At 42.7% G+C, this 17,610-nt stretch carries 22 protein-coding genes; 14 read left to right on the forward strand and 8 right to left on the reverse strand.

Going from position 1 to position 17,610, the window contains the following annotated elements; all coding sequences use genetic code 11:
- Positions 1 to 2 precede the first annotated feature (2 nt).
- From ACP14V_RS08330 to ACP14V_RS08340, 3 genes are all read right to left on the reverse strand, one after another.
- Positions 3 to 413, reverse strand: coding sequence for an acyl-CoA thioesterase (locus ACP14V_RS08330; protein ID WP_136567572.1), 411 nt, complete (start codon positions 411 to 413; stop codon positions 3 to 5).
- A gap of 169 nt (positions 414 to 582) precedes the next feature.
- Entirely contained in the window at positions 583 to 1,479 is an 897-nt protein-coding gene (locus ACP14V_RS08335) for a DUF72 domain-containing protein (protein ID WP_272610142.1), read from the reverse strand.
- Between the two features lie 193 nt (positions 1,480 to 1,672).
- Entirely contained in the window at positions 1,673 to 1,915 is a 243-nt protein-coding gene (locus ACP14V_RS08340) for a hypothetical protein (RefSeq protein WP_272610143.1), read from the reverse strand.
- 122 nt (positions 1,916 to 2,037) lie between these two features.
- Here ACP14V_RS08340 and ACP14V_RS08345 point away from each other — a divergent pair, with 122 nt between their 5' ends.
- The 10 genes from ACP14V_RS08345 to ACP14V_RS08390 all read left to right on the forward strand — a co-directional run bounded on the left by ACP14V_RS08345 (position 2,038) and on the right by ACP14V_RS08390 (position 9,951).
- Positions 2,038 to 2,919 (forward strand): hypothetical protein, encoded by an 882-nt coding sequence (locus ACP14V_RS08345; RefSeq protein WP_272610144.1) that lies wholly within the window; start codon positions 2,038 to 2,040, stop codon positions 2,917 to 2,919.
- A gap of 63 nt (positions 2,920 to 2,982) precedes the next feature.
- The gene (locus ACP14V_RS08350) at positions 2,983 to 3,528 is read left to right on the forward strand and encodes a hypothetical protein (protein WP_272610145.1); all 546 of its coding nucleotides are present in this window, start codon (positions 2,983 to 2,985) and stop codon (positions 3,526 to 3,528) included.
- A gap of 72 nt (positions 3,529 to 3,600) precedes the next feature.
- Entirely contained in the window at positions 3,601 to 4,488 is an 888-nt protein-coding gene (locus tag ACP14V_RS08355; RefSeq protein WP_272610146.1) for a HEPN domain-containing protein, read from the forward strand.
- A gap of 52 nt (positions 4,489 to 4,540) precedes the next feature.
- Entirely contained in the window at positions 4,541 to 5,488 is a 948-nt protein-coding gene (locus ACP14V_RS08360; RefSeq protein WP_272610147.1) for a hypothetical protein, read from the forward strand.
- A 120-nt stretch (positions 5,489 to 5,608) separates the two neighbouring features.
- Positions 5,609 to 6,382 carry an MBL fold metallo-hydrolase gene (locus tag ACP14V_RS08365; protein WP_272610148.1) on the forward strand — a complete coding sequence of 258 codons (774 nt, stop codon included), beginning with the start codon at positions 5,609 to 5,611 and terminating at the stop codon, positions 6,380 to 6,382.
- 35 nt (positions 6,383 to 6,417) lie between these two features.
- Positions 6,418 to 6,783, forward strand: coding sequence for a DUF2200 domain-containing protein (locus ACP14V_RS08370; protein ID WP_272610149.1), 366 nt, complete (start codon positions 6,418 to 6,420; stop codon positions 6,781 to 6,783).
- A 7-nt stretch (positions 6,784 to 6,790) separates the two neighbouring features.
- On the forward strand, positions 6,791 to 7,594 hold the full coding sequence (locus tag ACP14V_RS08375; RefSeq protein ID WP_272610150.1) for a phytanoyl-CoA dioxygenase family protein: 804 nt from the start codon (positions 6,791 to 6,793) through the stop codon (positions 7,592 to 7,594).
- Positions 7,595 to 7,736: 142 nt separating this feature from the next.
- On the forward strand, positions 7,737 to 8,711 hold the full coding sequence (locus ACP14V_RS08380; RefSeq protein WP_272610151.1) for an NAD-dependent epimerase/dehydratase family protein: 975 nt from the start codon (positions 7,737 to 7,739) through the stop codon (positions 8,709 to 8,711).
- Between the two features lie 13 nt (positions 8,712 to 8,724).
- Positions 8,725 to 9,513, forward strand: coding sequence for a helix-turn-helix domain-containing protein (locus ACP14V_RS08385; protein WP_272610152.1), 789 nt, complete (start codon positions 8,725 to 8,727; stop codon positions 9,511 to 9,513).
- Positions 9,514 to 9,594: 81 nt separating this feature from the next.
- The gene (locus ACP14V_RS08390) at positions 9,595 to 9,951 is read left to right on the forward strand and encodes a cupin domain-containing protein (protein ID WP_272610153.1); all 357 of its coding nucleotides are present in this window, start codon (positions 9,595 to 9,597) and stop codon (positions 9,949 to 9,951) included.
- A gap of 53 nt (positions 9,952 to 10,004) precedes the next feature.
- Here ACP14V_RS08390 and ACP14V_RS08395 read toward each other — a convergent pair whose 3' ends face one another.
- Complete coding sequence (locus tag ACP14V_RS08395; protein WP_272610154.1) at positions 10,005 to 10,769, reverse strand: 3-keto-disaccharide hydrolase; 765 nt, start codon at positions 10,767 to 10,769, stop codon at positions 10,005 to 10,007.
- Between the two features lie 128 nt (positions 10,770 to 10,897).
- Here ACP14V_RS08395 and ACP14V_RS08400 point away from each other — a divergent pair, with 128 nt between their 5' ends.
- On the forward strand, positions 10,898 to 11,311 hold the full coding sequence (locus tag ACP14V_RS08400; protein ID WP_272610155.1) for a glyoxalase: 414 nt from the start codon (positions 10,898 to 10,900) through the stop codon (positions 11,309 to 11,311).
- Here the strand turns inward: ACP14V_RS08400 and ACP14V_RS08405 are convergent.
- Positions 11,297 to 11,977, reverse strand: a complete 681-nt coding sequence (locus ACP14V_RS08405) for a DUF2461 domain-containing protein (protein WP_272610156.1) — start codon at positions 11,975 to 11,977, stop codon at positions 11,297 to 11,299. The genes ACP14V_RS08400 and ACP14V_RS08405 overlap by 15 nt on opposite strands.
- Positions 11,978 to 12,073: 96 nt before the next feature.
- Here ACP14V_RS08405 and epsC point away from each other — a divergent pair, with 96 nt between their 5' ends.
- Together epsC and cysM are read left to right on the forward strand one after the other, a co-directional pair.
- Positions 12,074 to 12,868: a serine O-acetyltransferase EpsC gene (gene epsC / locus ACP14V_RS08410; protein ID WP_136567206.1), complete on the forward strand. Its 795-nt coding sequence runs from the start codon at positions 12,074 to 12,076 to the stop codon at positions 12,866 to 12,868.
- A complete protein-coding gene (cysM, locus tag ACP14V_RS08415; protein ID WP_272610157.1) occupies positions 12,861 to 13,745 on the forward strand; it encodes a cysteine synthase CysM in 885 nt (294 codons plus the stop codon). The genes epsC and cysM overlap by 8 nt, the downstream gene beginning before the upstream one ends.
- Before the next feature lie 2 nt (positions 13,746 to 13,747).
- Here the strand turns inward: cysM and ACP14V_RS08420 are convergent, their stop codons facing one another.
- Both ACP14V_RS08420 and ACP14V_RS08425 read right to left on the reverse strand, forming a co-directional pair.
- Entirely contained in the window at positions 13,748 to 14,545 is a 798-nt protein-coding gene (locus ACP14V_RS08420; protein WP_272610158.1) for an alpha/beta hydrolase, read from the reverse strand.
- Complete coding sequence (locus ACP14V_RS08425) at positions 14,532 to 15,407, reverse strand: alpha/beta fold hydrolase (protein WP_272610159.1); 876 nt, start codon at positions 15,405 to 15,407, stop codon at positions 14,532 to 14,534. Before ACP14V_RS08425 ends, ACP14V_RS08420 begins: the two co-directional genes overlap by 14 nt.
- Before the next feature lie 238 nt (positions 15,408 to 15,645).
- Between ACP14V_RS08425 and ACP14V_RS08430 the strand changes: the two genes are divergently transcribed.
- Positions 15,646 to 16,128 (forward strand): hypothetical protein, encoded by a 483-nt coding sequence (locus ACP14V_RS08430; protein WP_272610160.1) that lies wholly within the window; start codon positions 15,646 to 15,648, stop codon positions 16,126 to 16,128.
- 8 nt (positions 16,129 to 16,136) lie between these two features.
- On the opposite strand, the gene ACP14V_RS08435 is transcribed toward ACP14V_RS08430, so the two are convergent.
- Positions 16,137 to 17,606 (reverse strand): magnesium chelatase, encoded by a 1,470-nt coding sequence (locus tag ACP14V_RS08435; protein WP_272610161.1) that lies wholly within the window; start codon positions 17,604 to 17,606, stop codon positions 16,137 to 16,139.
- Positions 17,607 to 17,610: the final 4 nt, after the last annotated feature.

Below are 17,610 nucleotides of genomic sequence, written 5' to 3' on the forward strand. Positions count from 1 at the left end.
GTCTAGGCCTTCTCTTCCTTTTCTTTTTGGGCCAAGCGGTCCTTAACGTATTCTATCTTGGTCTTGCCATGAGGTTTCGGGTTGCCGTTTTCGTCTAGGTTTACCATAATGATGTTGTCAACGGTAACAATACTCTCATGCGTCATTTTGTTCCGCACTTCGCAGTTCAAGGAAATGGAGGTCACCCCAAATTTGATCACATCGATTCCGATCTCAATGATATCACCCTCTTCGGCAGTGCTCATAAAATTGATTTCTGACATGTATTTGGTGACCACTTTTTTGTTTTCCAGTTGTATGATGCTGTACAGCGCGGCTTCCTCATCCACCCATGCCAGCACCCTACCGCCAAACAAGGTCCCGTTGGCGTTCAGGTCTTCTGGTTTTACCCATTTTCTAGTGTGAAATCGCATTATTGTAACATTTAGCGTTCTGTTTGTGATACAAAATTAGGTCAAATCAAAGCCAAAACGCCCCATTTTAGCACTCCTTTACGATGGAATTACGGATTTGAAACATTTCATTATCAGGGAATACGGACTCTGCAATTTTGCCCGTCAAAGATTCCACAATTGAAATTGCCTAGAACAAACGCTCCTGCGGACTGATGGTGGTCTTGGGGATGGCCAGCCCACACCCCAGGGCAGGGTTCAGTTTTTCAATAAAATAGGCCGAAAGCAAGGGCGAGGCCAGCTCCAGGTTCTGGTGCACAAAAAAGTGGATGTTCTCCAATCCCAGCTCCTTCCAAGCGGTCAATCGGGTCGCCCAATCGTCCAGTCGGGGATAATCTGTTTCGTGGTTGGCGCCCACGTAGCGCACAAAGGCCTCGTTGTTGGTAAGCCGCATGTGCATCAGGTCCCGCCTGCCCGCCGTGTCCACTAAAACATTGGCCATATTGTTCTCTTGCAACAGATGGTAAAGCTCTTGCGAAACCGTTTCATCGGTGAACCAATCCGTATGGCGGAACTCGAGGGCCAAGGGAAATTCCTTGGGCCAATACTCCACAAAGCGCACTACCCTGTCCCAATTCTTGGGGTTGAAGTTGTTGTGCATCTGCAAGAAAATGGTGCCCAATTTCTCCTTCAAGAGCGAGGTTACCTGCAAGTACTCGTCCACTATCCCATAAACTTGATCGTTCAGACGTCGCAAATGGCTCACCGCATTGGTCATTTTGGGAAAAAACTTGAAACCCTCCGGGGTCTTGTCGTACCATTTTCGGTATTGCTCTGCCGGAAAAATGCGGTAAAAGGTAGCGTTCAGCTCAATACTGTTGAACTGGGTGGCGTAATATTCCAGCTCGTCCTTGGTACCACGGGGGTAAAAGTTCTTAAGGTCTTGCCGGTTCCATTTGGCGCAGCCCACATATACGTTGGGCGCTCCCCCACCCTTGTACTGGGACAGCACCACGGCGGTGTCCGGGTGGTCTGGCGGAATGGTAAAATCAATAAGTTCCGGGTGGTCTACTTGGCCAAATTTCATAACGTTGCTTATAGGCCCAATGTTAAACAAATTCTGTGAAAAAGAAAAAGCCATCGGCAAATGGCTTGGGCATAAAAGAACAAGCGCCCAAACCTACCGTCTAATGGTCAAACAAGGGAGGTATTCCTAAAGGAATACGTACAGGTTGAACGATAGGTCCGGGCACTGTCCCAAAAAAATACTTGGCTGTACCTTAGGGCTGGCACTCCGCGTAACAGGAGGCCATCATTTGTTGGCACTCCTGTTCGGTAAAGGAGCCTCCCGCTATGCAAGCGGCCAATTCCGCATCACAGAATGCGCAGGGAAACGTAAAGGCCTGTTCGGTTTCCGGGTTTTCCGGCAACTCGTTGTAGGCCCTTTCTTGTGGTGTGTTCAAGAACAGTAGCCCTACCAAAAGCAATACGGGAATCGCGAAAAAAAAGATCTGTTTTTTCATAATGTCAATGATTAAATGTTTAATAGGTGTTTCCTGGTTAAGATAGTAATTCTTATTAAATAAGTAGGAAAAAACGTATAATTTTATGGTTGATTTTTTTGGAAAACTTCCACATTGGGATTATGGGGAAAGATCTTTTAAGAATACCTACATTTAGAAAATATTGTTGGAACCAAATGGTCCATCATGTTGATAAGTTGGAAGTAATGTCAGTATTCATGAAAAAAAAGCTAAATCTTATAGTCATATTATTTGTAGGACTGAATTGTTATTCTCAAAGTATTGCAACGGCTTTAAACCATGATCGTAAACCAGACATTAAAGATGAACCCAATGTTGCCGAAATAACAACCATCACGACGTATTACAGAAAAAATGAAACGGAAAAGTCAAAATCCGTTTCCTTTTTCAATGGAAAAAATATGCTGCTGTCCGAAATGAGGTATGATGATAAAGGAAATATGAAGGCAAGGCTTAACTTTATGTACGACTCAACAAACACCAAAAGTATTTCCAGAAGATTTGAAACTTGGAATAGAATAGTTGGCCATTCTACACAGACTGCGGAATATGTTTATGACAAAAATGGTCACTTAATCAAAACAATAGATAAAAATGTCGATAACCAACCATTTAGAATTACTTCTTTGCAGAACAATGATAAAGGACATCCTGAAAAACTGGTATTGAAAGAGTTAAGTTCAAACTTTACTGGAGTCGAGATAGCTGATTATGATTATGAAAAAAATATCGCCAATATATCGGTGCTGGATGAAAGGGGCAATATAATTTCCACAAGTGAAATGAAAATCAATTTTGAAGAAAGAAAATTTGATGACCTCATATATAATGAACAAGGGGATTTAATAAAATCAAAGGGAAATGAATATGAATATAAATATGACGAATTCAATAATTGGGTAAAAAAAACCTGGTATGAATATAAAAACGGTAAAAAAAGAAAGTATCAGGTTTCCACTAGAAAAATAAAGTATAGAAAATAACCCATAAGAAGTATTCACGTTCTTCTGCCTCTAATCCATGACTTAGGTTCTTAAGAAAATTCAATGAGAAGTATTTTCACTTTCATAATCATATTTCTGGTATGTAATTTATCAGAAGCACAACATACGGAAAGATTTGAGCAAATAGTTTCAGGTAGATTACCATCAAGAACAGAAGTCGTTGATATAAAGTTCAAAAATGGGGTACAAAAAGAGTTGGGGACACTTGCAGTTTATGACTTTGAGAATTATGAATATGTTTTTAATGTTGGTAGATGGACCAAATATTATAAAAATGGACAGGTTCTTACAGAAGCTGAATATGACAAATTTGGAAATCCTTTGGTTTGGAAATTATATGATGGCAAAGGAAACTTACTTCGCGAATCCAAAGCTTTAAAGATAGATACCGATGTAAAGGAATTCAAGAAGTTTTTAGATGACAAGAATTCCGTTGATATCTTGACGCTTGAAAAGCATTACAAGTATACTTATAAAGCCTGTAAATGGTTTTTATCCGATGAAGGACAAATGTTGAATTACAAGAAAACAGGCGAATGGATAAAATACTTGGATGAGGGAAAAATTAAAAAAGTGGTTAAGCATTAAACTTTCAACCTCCCCAACCAAAAACCACCCAAACCCAAATATGCCTATCTTTCGGGCACAAACACCCAACAATTGAACAAGACCGTGGCACATCTCCCAGATCACAAGCAGGCCGAGCTGCACAAGCTCACCGCTTTGCTGTCCGGGTTCAAGGAAGTGGAAATGGTACTGCTCTTTGGCAGCTACGCCCGCGGCAACTGGGTAGAGGACACCTATGTGGAACAGGGCATCACCTACGAGTACCGCAGCGATTACGACCTGCTCGTGGTCCTCACCCACGAAGACCTGCAGCAAAAGTTCCGTATAGAGGACCAGATCAAGGCGGAGCTCACCGTCACGGGCCAAGTGGCCACCCCGGTGAACCTTATTTTCCACGGGATCAAACACCTGAACCAGGCCCTAAGGGTGGGGAACTACTTTTTTAAGGACATCAAGGAAGAGGGCATTGTGCTGTACGATTCGGGCAAGCATCAACTGGCCTCGCCCAAAAAGCTCACCCCAAAACAGTACCAAGACAAGGCCCAAGACTATTTTGACCAATGGTTCCCGAGTGCAAACAATGCGTTGAAAAAATACGAATTCAGCATAAGCGAAGATTTATTGAATGAGGCTGCGTTTGATCTTCATCAAGCCGTGGAGCGCTACTACACTACCATTTTGTTGGTGTTCACGGATTACCGGCCCAAGGACCACAATCTGGAGACTTTGGGAATCAAGGTGGCCATGTGCGACAAGCGTTTCGACCTTTTTCCCAAACAGACCGAGGAGCACAAGCGCCTTTTTGAGCTGCTGAAACGCGCCTACATCGATGCCCGTTACAACATGAAGGAGTACCACATCACCAAAGGTGATCTGGAATACCTGTCCCACAAAGTGCTGCAACTAAAGCAGCTTACCGAGGAAATCTGTCAGGAAAAAATAGCGCAGATCGGGGAAGATGCGGCTAATGAAGGGCCATAGCGCAAGTTTTACCAAAGACAATACAATGAACATCAATCAAAAAATCCATAGAATGAAACAGAGAATCCACTACCCTATTTTTGTCTTACTGCTGATTTTTTTCGTGTCCTGTCAGCCAGAGAAAAAGTCGAACCTAACGCTGCTCAGCGATCAAATCCCTACGGACACCGCCCTGATTTTTGGGGAAGGTGTGGTCTCCACCGATGATTTTGAGTTTGCCATCACTTTTAGCCCAGAAATGGATGAAATGTTCTTCACACGAAGAAAACCGGAAGACGATAATGAGATTTTCACCATGAAACTGGAAAATGGACAATGGTCCAAACCGGAGCCGGCCTTTTTTTCCACCGATACGGGCTGGGATTTTGAGCCCCATATTGACCCCACTGGAAAGCTGCTCTATTTTGGGACCACAAGACCCCTCAACGATACCATCAAGGCTTCCGGGATGCACCAATGGTACAGTACAAAAACCGCAAAAGGATGGAGCGCCCCCGAGCCTCTGGGCAGTCCGTTCGTGGATCGGGTGGTCATGTACCTGACCGCTTCGGAAAACGGCAACCTGTACTTTACTTCTGGCGAGAAGGACGACAAGCCCGGGGATTGGGTTATTTATAATTCCGATAAAGAAGCAAACGGCTATGGCGATGCCAAGACCATGGCAACGGACATCAATTTCTCAGGAAAGTGGATCGCCCATTCCTACATTGCACCGGATGAGAGCTATATGATCTATGATGGTGAAAGCGAAGACGGATTTGGGGACTGCGACCTGTACATCAGTTTTAACCAGAACGGCACTTGGACAGAACCGTATAATATGGGCCCCGAAGTTAATACGGAACATTGTGAAATGACCGCAAGTGTCTCCCCTGATGGAAAGTACCTGTTTTTTCACCGCGGTGTCTCTGGAGATGATCAAGAAGTTGAAATCGGTGATATTTACTGGATAGACTTTGTCCGGCTAAAAGAGAAGATCCTACGCAAGGTGGGCAACTGACCGTGACTGTCTTCCTAGATCCTTTCAAAATCGCTACATTTAAGCAAGCCTATACAAAAGATTGCTTGATTACTCTTTTTAATCATCATACACTGACCACAAATCAAAAAACAAGGATAGATGAAAGCGTATCATTTAAACTGCACAAAAATAGAATCGCCCTTTGGTTCGGCTATCGGTCATTGCATACTGATTGAAAACCATGGGAACCTTACCCTTATTGACGCAGGAATCGGGTTGGCAGAAACTAGGGAACCGGAGAAAAAACTGGGCAGGGAATTGGTGGAGATTACGGGATTCCAATTTGATGAGAGCTTTACTGCAATTCGGCAAATAGAGGAATTGGGTTTGGATCCGCTCAAGGTAACCAACATCATCTGCTCGCATCTAGACCCGGACCATATTGGTGGGATTGCCGACTTTTCCAACGCTAAAGTCCACGTATCAAAGGAAGAATACGATAGCTATAAAAGCGGCAATGAAAGGTACTTTCCCCATCAACTATCGCACAATCCTGAAATCCGCATGTACAGCGATGATGATAGCGAATGGCTCGGCTTACCTGCCCGTAGATTGGATTTGGCTCTTGAGGCATACCTAATACCACTTTTTGGGCACACGCTTGGGCATTGCGGTGTAGCTTACAGATTAGATGACCGTTGGACTTTTTATGTGGGCGATGCATACTATTTAAAGGCTGAATTACAAGATAGGAACCACCCCGTTGACCAACTGGCCACCATAAGGGCCGTAAACAATGAAATACGCCTAAAATCTTTGGATACTGTACGGATGATCATTGAAGATCATGGAAGCGATTTGGACTATTTTGGGTATCATGACCCAACTGAATTTAAAGAAGAAAGACCTGTAACCAACAATTCCTATAAATAATTGCCGTAGAGTTTAACAGATAATCATAAGTGAACATGAAAGTCACCCCAGAACATAACGAACGCATGGCAAAACTGACCTTTGCCGGGGTATACCCCCATTACGTGACCAAAGTGGAGAAAAAAGGTCGCACCAAAGAAGAACTGCACGAGGTAATCACATGGCTCACGGGCTTTGATAATGATGACATTCAAAAACATATCGATGCCAAGAGTACTTTTGAGACCTTCTTCCAAGATGCGGACTTGAACCCCAATGCCAGCCTCATTACCGGGATGATTTGTGGGTATCGAATAGAGGACATCGACAATCCCCTGACCCAACAGGTCCGTTATTTGGACAAACTGGTGGATGAGTTGGCCAAGGGCCGGAAAATGGAAAAAATACTAAGACAGAGCTAAAAATATTATGAATCTAACCCTATTGGATGAATCTTTTCAGGTGACCAAAGAACAGGTGGACTTTTACCAAAAGAACGCCTTCATCAAGATCAAGGAATTTTTATCTCCCGAAATCGTGGCGCATTTCAATACGGTCATTTCCAAAAAGGTTGCAGAACTGAACAAGGTGGATGTTCCCATCAATCAGCGAGATACCTACGGAAAGGCCTTTTTGCAACTCTGTAATCTCTGGGTGCAGGACGAGGAAATCAAAAAACTGATCCTAAGCAAACGGTTGGCCAAAGTGGCCGCAGACCTCATGCAGGTAGATGGGGTTCGTATCTACCACGATCAAGCCCTTTTTAAGGAGGCTGGCGGGGGAATCACCCCTTGGCATGCGGACCAATATTACTGGCCGTTGTCTTCGGACAAGTCCATCACCATCTGGATTCCCTTGCAAGAAACACCTTTGGAGATGGGACCCCTGGAATTCAGTGCGGGCAGTCAAGAGATTCTGTTGGGGCGCGAACTGTCCATCAGCGATGAGAGTGAACAAGTAATTCAAAAAAACCTGAAGATCAATAATTTTCCGCACACCATAGAAGCTTTTGATGTTGGCGAGGTCAGTTTTCATTCCGGTTGGATTTTCCACCGGGCCGGGGCCAATACTACCGCGGAAACCAGAAAGGTCATGACGGTAATCTATATGGACAAAGACATGACTTTGAAGAAACCTGAGAACGACGGCCAAAAGAACGATTGGGAGACCTGGTGCCCGGGAGTGGCCATTGGAGAGACCATAGATTCGCATTTGAACCCTGTCGTATTTTAAAATAACCTCGTAAGACAAATGAAAAAGAACATTACCCTCCCCCTATTCTTGTTATGGGCGATATCCAGCGTTTTCGGACAGGGTTTATAGCTCTTCGCAGTTGAATGAGGAAATGTTCCACATCAAGAAATAAATATCGAAGATGAGAGTAATATTGATTGGAGGCACTGGCCATATTGGCACTTATTTGGTGCCAAAACTTGTTGAAGCCGGTCATGATGTGGTCTGTGTAAGTCGGCAACAGTCCCAACCCTATGCTGGTCATGAGGCATGGCAATCGGTGGAGTTTGTGAACATTGATCGGGAAAAATCTGAAGAGAACGGGGATTTTGGGACTCAAATCGCATCCCTGAACGGCGATGTGGTCATTGATTTGATTTGTTTCACCCCCCAGAGTGCCCAACGTCTTGCTGAAAACCTAAAGGGCAAAGTGCAACATTTTCTGCATTGTGGCACCATGTGGGTCCATGGACATACCGTACAGGTTCCCACGACGGAAACCCAAGAGCGGAATCCTTTTGGAACCTATGGAATCAATAAAGCTAAAATTGAAGCCTACCTGTTGAATTTTCATGAAGAATGTGGGTTTCCGGTCACTATTCTCCACCCAGGGCATATTACGGGACCGGGATGGTTGCCCGTGAACCCGGCGGGGAATCTAAATCCGGAGGTATTTCTGCGATTGGCCCAAGGCGAGGAAATCACCTTGCCCAACCTTGGTTTGGAAACGGTTCATCATGTGCATGCGGACGATGTGGCACAAGCTTTTGTCAAGGCCATGCAGAATAGGGAAAATGCCATTGGAGAAAGCTTTCATGTAGTTTCCGAGCAGGCACTTACTTTACGGGGCTATGCGGAAGAAATGGCCAAACTATTTGAACAAGTACCCCAATTGCGGTTTCAGCCTTGGGAGGAATGGCAAAAGGGCGTCAGCGATAGGGATAGGGAACTCACTTGGGACCACATTGCGCACAGCCCATGTGGCAGCATTGATAAAGCAAAGAAGCTGTTGGGATATCAACCCAAATACAGCTCGTTACGGGCTGTGCAAGAAGCCGTTGAACACTATTTTCAAAAAGAGGGCATACAAATTATCCAAGGTGGGAAAATAGGGTAAAGAGATACTGTATATGGTTGATATCCAAAATATTGAAACCTTAAAAAGCTTTGCGCCGAAAAGGGTGAAGAAATACCTTTTTGTTTGGTGCAGCAGCGGTGAGTTTACCGTTCTTGTGGACCAAAAACTTTTGAGATTGGTCCAAAATCAGGTACTTACTATTACTTCTGGCCAATACCACTGTTTTTCCAATATGAAAAACGCCAAAGGATTTGTATTGGATTTTACCTTGGACTATATCTGCAAAACGGAGAAGGATATTGAACTCATTTTCCAGAACAGTCTTTTTTGCCATTTCGATTATAATGAGATTATCACCATAGATGATTCCGTAGCCATTGAATCGGGACTCCAAAAAATACAGCAAGAACTCATTGAAAGACCATTTCAATATTTGGAATCCATTCATGCTAGAATAGAATTGCTGCTTGTTGAGACCAACCGCTCCAAACTGGCCCATGGTGGTGTGGTCTGGAAACCCGATGCCTTATTTTTACGTTTCCTGGAATTGGTTCGTAATAACTTTGATAAAAACTATACACTCTCCCAAATAGCCGATCAGCTCCAAACAACCGAGTTAAAACTGAACGAACTGGCCAAATTGCACGCGGGCAAAACCGCACAGGGCGTTATCCATGGATTGGTGGTCTCCGAAGCCCAACGCATTCTCCAGTACGAGGACAAGCGCATGAAAGAGGTAGCCTTTGCCCTTGGATTTCAAGATCCCTACTATTTTTCAAAATTCTTCAAAAACCATGTGGGGATGCCCCCTATCGAGTATCTAAAAAATCTCAAAAACTGAATTCTCCATCAAAAACCCAAGATTTTCCATTTTTTGGCCTTACCCCTTTCCCCAACTTTGTTCATCAAAAAAAATAACACGATGAATATTAAAGACTACATTACTAAGAGTGAAAAGAAAGCATGGCAGCCCCTAGTGGAAAGTGGGGTGCATTACGAGGGCATCTACGTTAAATCGCTCCGCTTTGACAAGGAAACTAATCGTTCAAAGGCCATCTTGTTAAAATTTGAAAAAGGAGCTTCGTATCCCTATCATGTACATCCGGCCGGGGAAGAAATCTTGGTTTTGGAAGGAAGTTGCCAAATCCACCATGAAACCCTTACCCAAGGAGATTATCTGTACACTCCTCCCAAGGGCAAACACAGCGTAATATCCAACACAGGTTGCGTATTGTTTTTATTGATACCGGAAGAAGTGGTTTTGATACCAGAAGAATAATAAGAGGGTCAGTTTCAAAAGAAGAAGGTCATTTGACCTTATTGAGACTGGCCTTAATAAAGTTCCCGAATCTTTATGTCCCGGAACCATACCTCAAAATACCAATCCTGTAAGGTGATTTTTCCCTCTGTGGCTTGTCCAAACTCGGGATAGTTTTTAAAATGTGTCTGCGTGATTTTTTCTTTCCATTCCGGTGTAGTAAAATCTTCGACTGCGGTAAGTACGCCGTTTAAATAGAATTCCACTTTTCCATTTACCTGTTTGATACGGGTTTGATTCCACTGGCCAGATTTGGTGAGGGCCTCATTCTTTTGAGGGGAAAAACCATACAGGCAGCCCGATTTTTTAACAGCAACATCATGATCCATATGGTTGGGGTCCAGAATTTGGAACTCAGGCCCTGTTTGATAGGCTGTGCCAACATCGGGCTTTTCCTGAACGTTGATGAAGATGCCACTATTTCCACGGTCCGAGATTTTCCATTCCAAGATCAGCTCATAGTTTTCATAGGCCTTGTCCGTGACCAAATCCTCATTATGCTCGGATTCTAGTTCCACATTTCTATGGAGTTCGCCGTTTTTCACTTCCCAGACTGTTGGTGCGCCAGCGTTGTACACATGCCAGCCGTTTAATGTTTTCCCATCAAACAGCAGTTCCCACCCCTGCTCTTTTTCAATATCGAGCAATTGGTTGTGGGTGGCGTTTTCCTCTGCCAGTTTTTTGGTATTCCAAACTTGGGTGTCTTCTTTTTTGGTTTCTTTTTTACAGGAAATGGCCATCAAAAAAAGCAAAGAAAAGCCAACAAATTTTACGCTCATGGATTTTGATTTGGCCTAAAAATACTTAAATAAACTTTGCAATGCATGTTCATAACATCGTTAACAACTATCAGCTTTACCAAAAATGCTAGGTGGACGATTGTGTAACTTTATTGAAACTAATAGCCATGGATTCACGATCTAAGAGTCTTTTGGACCTCCGCCCCGAAATTCTACAGTCTTATTTCAACAACCAAATGAGTGCGGAAGAACGTTTTCAGAACCAGACTTTACGCCCTGTCATTAAACTCCAAAACCTTTTGTTGGTAGAAGCTTTCAAGAATTACATTGCCAAACACAAAGGGGTTTTCCATGACCTTCCTTTAGAGAAAAAGATGGAATATATTGAGCGGGCCATCCAAAAGGACATCAAGTTTCGAAATTCGCTCAAGGGCATGGTCATTGGGCAATTTACGGTTGAAGAGTACCAAACATACATTAAAAACTCCTCTGCCCTGAACAAGCGGATGATGAATATGGTCATTGAACGGCTGAAGGACCAAGTACAACTTTTGGAAAGTGAAGCGCTATTGCAGCATTGATTCTCCATTGAGATTGGTGGTAAGGATATCGCTCATCAAATCAAAATAAGGTCGAATAGCCCGGTACGACTTGTCCACGTCCTCTATAAAATTTGGGGATAGCACCTCTTGGTCTGTAAAATTCCGCACAAAGACATACTGTTTGTTTTTGATGAGGCCAATATCCGGGTGGTCCTTGTCGAAACCTTTTGGCGCTGTTTTTACGGCATCGCCTTGAAGTTCTCCCCAGATTTTTTTGAAATCGGGGTCACTGATGACCTTCCTAAAATCGGACGCATCCATTTCCAATTCTTTTCGTATGCGAAAAAGGTCTTCTTTATTGGGTGCCCAAAAGCCGGTGGCCAGCAGAGAATTTCCCGGCTGTAAATGAATGTAATATCCTCCTCTTAGATGTGCGCCCAGTCGTGAAAACGACCCTGCAAAGTGGGTTTTATATGGGGTTTTGTCCTTGGAAAAACGTACATCCCTATAAATCCGGAACATTTTCATTTTCTCGATATCGTCGTGTTGACTCAGTCGTTCCTTAACGCTTTCAAAAAAGGATTTAACCTCCGATTCATGTTTTTTGAAAACGGATTTATTCTTTTCAAACCACTCTTTATTGTTGTTTTTGGCAAGTACTTTTAATATGTCAAAAGCTTCTTTGGAGATAATGGAATTATTCACGACTTCTTTTTAGGATGTGTTATTTTTAAGCTAAAGTTATACATTTCTATAAGTGGATGGTTAGGTTTTGGCTAATTTTAGGACAACTTTTAAAGCATGGACAAGGAGAAAATCATCGCAGAACTGAATAGGCACAAGAAACAACCCTATTTAGACTATAGACTAAAAGAAGAAACAGAGGAATTTACCAATACACTTTTCTATACCCTCTTTGATGTAAATACACCCGTAGCCGAGAATCTTGATGTTTTGGAGGAAAAGTTTCAGCATTTGGCAGATATGGCCTGTTGGGAATTGCAAAAGCCATGCACCAAAGTGTGGGACAATTATGTGTCCCGATTACCAGAGGTTTTGGAAAAACTCAACTTGGATGCCGAGGCCATTTTGGATTGTGACCCAGCCTCATTGTCCATTCAGGAAATCTATATGGCCTATCCCGGCTTTTACGCCATTGCCATATACCGTTTGGCCCATGAACTGTATATTCAAGGTTTTCCTTTGGTGCCGAGACTTATGACTGAATATGCCCATAGACAAACGGGAGTGGACATCAATCCGGGTGCACAGATAGGAAAATCATTCTTTATTGATCATGCCACTGGTGTGGTCATAGGGGAAACTGCTGTGATTCATGACCATGTGAAAATTTATCAAGGGGTAACCCTGGGGGCCCTTTATGTGGCCAAAAGTCTGCAAAAGACCAAAAGGCACCCTACCATTATGTCCAATGTCACCATTTATGCCAATGCCACCATTTTAGGTGGGAACACTGTGATTGGGGAGAATTCGGTAATTGGGGGTAATGCATGGCTAACGTCTTCTGTTCCACCGAATTCAACAGTATTTCATACGCCCGAAATCAAAATAAAAACTGCTCCAAGCAATGTCTAAAACTATTCTGGACCTTATAGGGAACACGCCTATGGTAGAATCCAAGGTGTTGAATCCCAATCCCAATGTGAAATTACTTTTTAAACTGGAAGGAAACAACCCTGGTGGAAGTGTTAAGGACCGACCTGCCTATAATATGATCAAGAGCGGATTGGAGCGAGGGGATTTTTCATCGTCTTCAAAGCTAATTGAGGCCACTAGTGGAAATACAGGTATTGCTTTGGCCATGATTGCGGGAATTTATGGGCTTGATATTGAGTTGGTAATGCCCGAAAACTCCACCAAGGAGCGCGTACAGACCATGCGCGCTTATGGAGCCAAGGTAACTTTGACACCAACAGATGTGGGGATTGAAGGTGCCCGAGACTATGCAGAGGCCAAGGTCAGGGATGAAGGGTATGTTATGCTCAACCAGTTTGCCAATAACGACAACTGGATGGCCCATTACCAAACCACTGGACCGGAAATTTGGAAGGACACCCATGGCGAAATCACCCATTTTGTATCCAGTATGGGTACCACAGGAACTATTATGGGAACCTCTACCTATTTGAAGGAACAGGATTCCAAGGTTCAGATTGTGGGTGTGCAGCCTACCGATGATTCCAAAATTCCGGGCATTCGCAAATGGCCCGAAGCTTATCTTCCCAAGATATTCAATCCCAAAAAAGTGGATACTGTATTGGAGGTCAGTGAGACAGAAGCTACTGAAATGGCCAAACGCTTGGCCAAGGAAGAAGGGATTTTTGCAGGGATGAGCAGTGGTGGAGCCGCTGCGGCAGCGATTCGATTGGCCGAAACCCTTGAAAGAGGCACTATTGTATCCATTGTTTGTGATAGAGGGGATCGTTACCTTTCTTCGGATTTATTTGATTGAGATTATTTTAGTTCCATCTCAACTGCGTTTCGGTATTCCTTAAAATCTATAAGATTATTATGGTTTCCATTGGGAATGGTGTATATTTTTTTGTCTTCATTCTGAATGGAATCAAACAATTTTTTGCCAGATTTATAGGGAACTACTCTATCGTCGGTACCATGGAAGATACGAATGGGGCAATCTACCTTCTTCAAAAATTGATATGACGGAATCTTATAGCGCAATAGATAGGAAACCGGTAAAAATGGAAAACGTTCTTGGGCTATTTCTGAAAGACTATAAAAAGGAGTTTCCAAAATAAGTTTTTGGGGTCGGTTTTTGGAAGTCAACTGACTTGCAATGCCCGTTCCCAATGATCTTCCATAAACAATAATATTGTTTTCTTCATATTTTTCCTTGGCATAGGTATAGAACAGTTGGGCATCTTGATAGAGTGCCTGTTCACTAAGTTTGCCTGTGCTTTTGCCATAATTGCGATAATCCATCACCAAAACATCATAATCCAAGTCAACAAAGGGTAATACGATTTCACCCCAGCGTGACAAATCGCCAGCATTCCCATGAAAATATAAAATCAATCCTTTAGGGTTTTCCGAATAAAAATGAAGGGCGTTCAAACGTGCTCCATCTTTGGCATCAAGGAAGATTTCATTAAAATTGGCATTGAATTCATAGAGATGGTTCTCGGATAGCTTGGTGGGCAAAAAAATGAGTTTTTCCTGAAATGAATAGAGCATAATCGAGAGCAGTATCAAGATAGACGCTACTAAAATACCGAAACGCTTAAGCTTTGGCATTGGCGCGCTTTGAAGAGTGTTTGACATTGATGCTGGAACCTTCCAAATTTACCTTAGTGGGGCGGCTGGTTATGATTTCCTCCAACATGCTGTGGTATGATTCAAAGTTGTTAAGGTCTTTGTGCCCTCCTCCTATTACGGTATATAATTTTGATAATTCCGGTTTTATTTTAGATAGCTTGACACTGGTTTTATAGGGAATGAGTCTATCGTCGGTCCCATGTATGATATGTATGGGACAGTTAACGTACTTCAACCATTTGTATGTGGGCATGGGAAACTTTATCAAGAGGGAGAGTGGCATAAACGGGATAAATTTTTTAGCCACCTTGCTTAAACTGTAGTAGGGAGCATCCAGAATGAGCATTCGCGGAGAGTTCATGGAGGCCAGTTTGGCCGCAAAACCCGAACCCATGGAGCGTCCATAGAGAATAATGTATTTTTCAGGCACCTTTTCCTTGATTTTATTGTACACCACCTGCATATCACGCTTGATGGCTTTTTGGGTACGTCGTCCCGTACTCTTCCCGAAACCACGATAGTCCACCATAATCACATCATACCCATGACGGGTAAAGTCCACGGCAAACTTGCCCCATCCTTTAATACTTCTGGAGTTTCCTTTTAGATAGAAAACTACACCTTTGGGATCTCTTGATTTAAACCGAAGTCCATTAATGGTTGCTCCGTCCCTTGTCTCAACATTATACTCCTCAATTTCTTGATTATCGTAATAAAACTGAAAATCTTTGGGCAGTTTTTCTGGTTTGAAAAGAAAATAGTCCTGTAAATAATACAATAGTATGCTTAACAAAAGGTACACTCCAAGTAGAGTAAACACTATGTAGAGCCAATTTTGCATACTAAATCATTTGCTCCAAAATACAAAAAATACAGACAAGTCAACTACACGGCATTAAGGGTCGAGTAGTAGTATTCATGATAGTAAATAGAGGGAATTGATTAATAAAAACTGGGAGTTCACATCAATATCTTATGCCTTGCCAACATTATTTACGGTTCGTCGATTAATTTAAAATAAAGCCAAAGGCCTCCCGTTTTTTTAAAGTTTTTGAGTGATCCCAAATCTCTGGACGTAAATGAAACATTACGACAAAATCCTACCTTGCAAAATAGGCATCATCATTAGTTTGATGGTACTGATAGCATTGGATATTCTAAACTTTTATGGTGTTTACACCAATCAATTTTATTTTTCAAAACCAGACAACTATATATTTCCAATATTGAGTTTGGTCCACTTGGTCTACTTATATTTTTTATGGTATGGAATAGGGAAAACGGCACCGCACAGTTCCAAATTGCGGAATACGGAGTTCGCCCTTTACGTTATCATGATCGTATATATTTTTAAAATCTATGATAGTGTCCAGGCTTTTATTTTATTTCCAGAGTTTGTAGAGCGGATAGTCCCCGAGACGTTTAAACCAGTGGCCGTTCTCACATTGACACTGTACTGTCTGCTCATTATACTTACCATTACACTGTTTAGGTATAGAAAACAATATGTAGGCCCCTATAATGTTGAAAGCTACAATGAGCAATTCGATATTTGGAAATAGTTTCTGTTTTACAACCCCCTAATGTAACTTCCGTAAAGATCTTTGAATTGATACCCTTGGGTAAAACGGTGCTTGCTCAATTTTTTATGGGCCACTAAGCCCCAGAGTAACAATTCTTTCATAAAATAGGAGTCTTCTTTTAAAATATCGGGTTGATATTCTTTTAAAAGAGCCCGCAATGGAGCTACTGAATCTAATTTAGATTTATATTCCTCATCGGAATCCTCATCTAGAAGGTCAAAGCCTTCACCTTCAAAGAACCAATGGATAAGCTCATCGTATTCCGTTTCGGCATCTTTTCGCTGTAGCTTGTCAATCTTTGGGAAATAATTGGGAAATATGGATTTTATGGCTTCTTCAACCAAGGTTTCGGCTACAAAACCGGCTCCTTCCTGTTCCCCTTCATAAACCAGTTCTATTTTTCCTGTGATGGACGGAATCACGCCCATAAAATCACTCAGACGAACGGTAGTCTTTTCATCTCCAGATTTAATGGCCCTACGTTCCGCGGTACTCAATAAATTTTCAAAAGCGGTAATGCTCATACGGGCACTTACTCCACTTTTGGTATCCACGTATTCGCTGTTTCTGGCCTCAAAGCTGATTTGTTCCAGTACATCCATAGCGATTTCCGGAACATAGACACCCTCAGATTGTCGCTCATCCAACTTAGCTTCTTGCTGGGTGATTTTCTTGGCGATTTCAATAGTTTCCGGATAATGGGTCAAAATCTGGGACCCTATCCTATCTTTCAGTGGGGTTACAATACTACCCCTATTGGTATAATCCTCTGGATTGGCGGTAAAAACAAATTGTAGGTCCAAAGGAAGGCGTAGTTTGAATCCTCTGATCTGGATATCTCCTTCTTGAAGGATATTGAAAAGTGCCACTTGAATCCTTGCCTGTAGATCGGGCAACTCATTGATGACAAAAATACATCGATTGGCCCGTGGAATCATCCCAAAATGGATTACCCGGTCATCTGCATAAGAAAGCTTGAGGTTGGCCGCTTTTATGGGATCTACATCACCAATGAGGTCTGCAACGGTAACATCTGGCGTGGCTAACTTCTCATAGAAACGTTCATCCCGATGAATCCATTCAATCGGGGTTTTATCCCCTTTTTCCTTGATCAGTTCCGTGGCATACCTGGAAATGGGCTGCAAGGGATCGTCATGCACTTCAGAACCGGCCACAACGGGCATCCACTCATCCAAAAGCTGTACCATCAATCGGGCCAAGCGGGTTTTGGCCTGACCACGCAATCCCAATAGATTGATGTTGTGCCGTGACAATATGGCCCGTTCCAATTCAGGGATTACGGAGTTTTCATAACCCCATACCCCTTGAAAAGTGTCCTCGCCACTGGCAATTTTCCCCAGCAGGTTGGTACGTAGCTCATCTTTGATACTCTTACTTTGGTACCCTGCGGCTTTCAATTCCCCGAGGGTCTTTATTTTGGTATGATCTAATTTCATATAA

It is taken from the genome of Flagellimonas alvinocaridis (assembly GCF_965248585.1).
GTDB lineage: Bacteria > Bacteroidota > Bacteroidia > Flavobacteriales > Flavobacteriaceae > Flagellimonas > Flagellimonas alvinocaridis.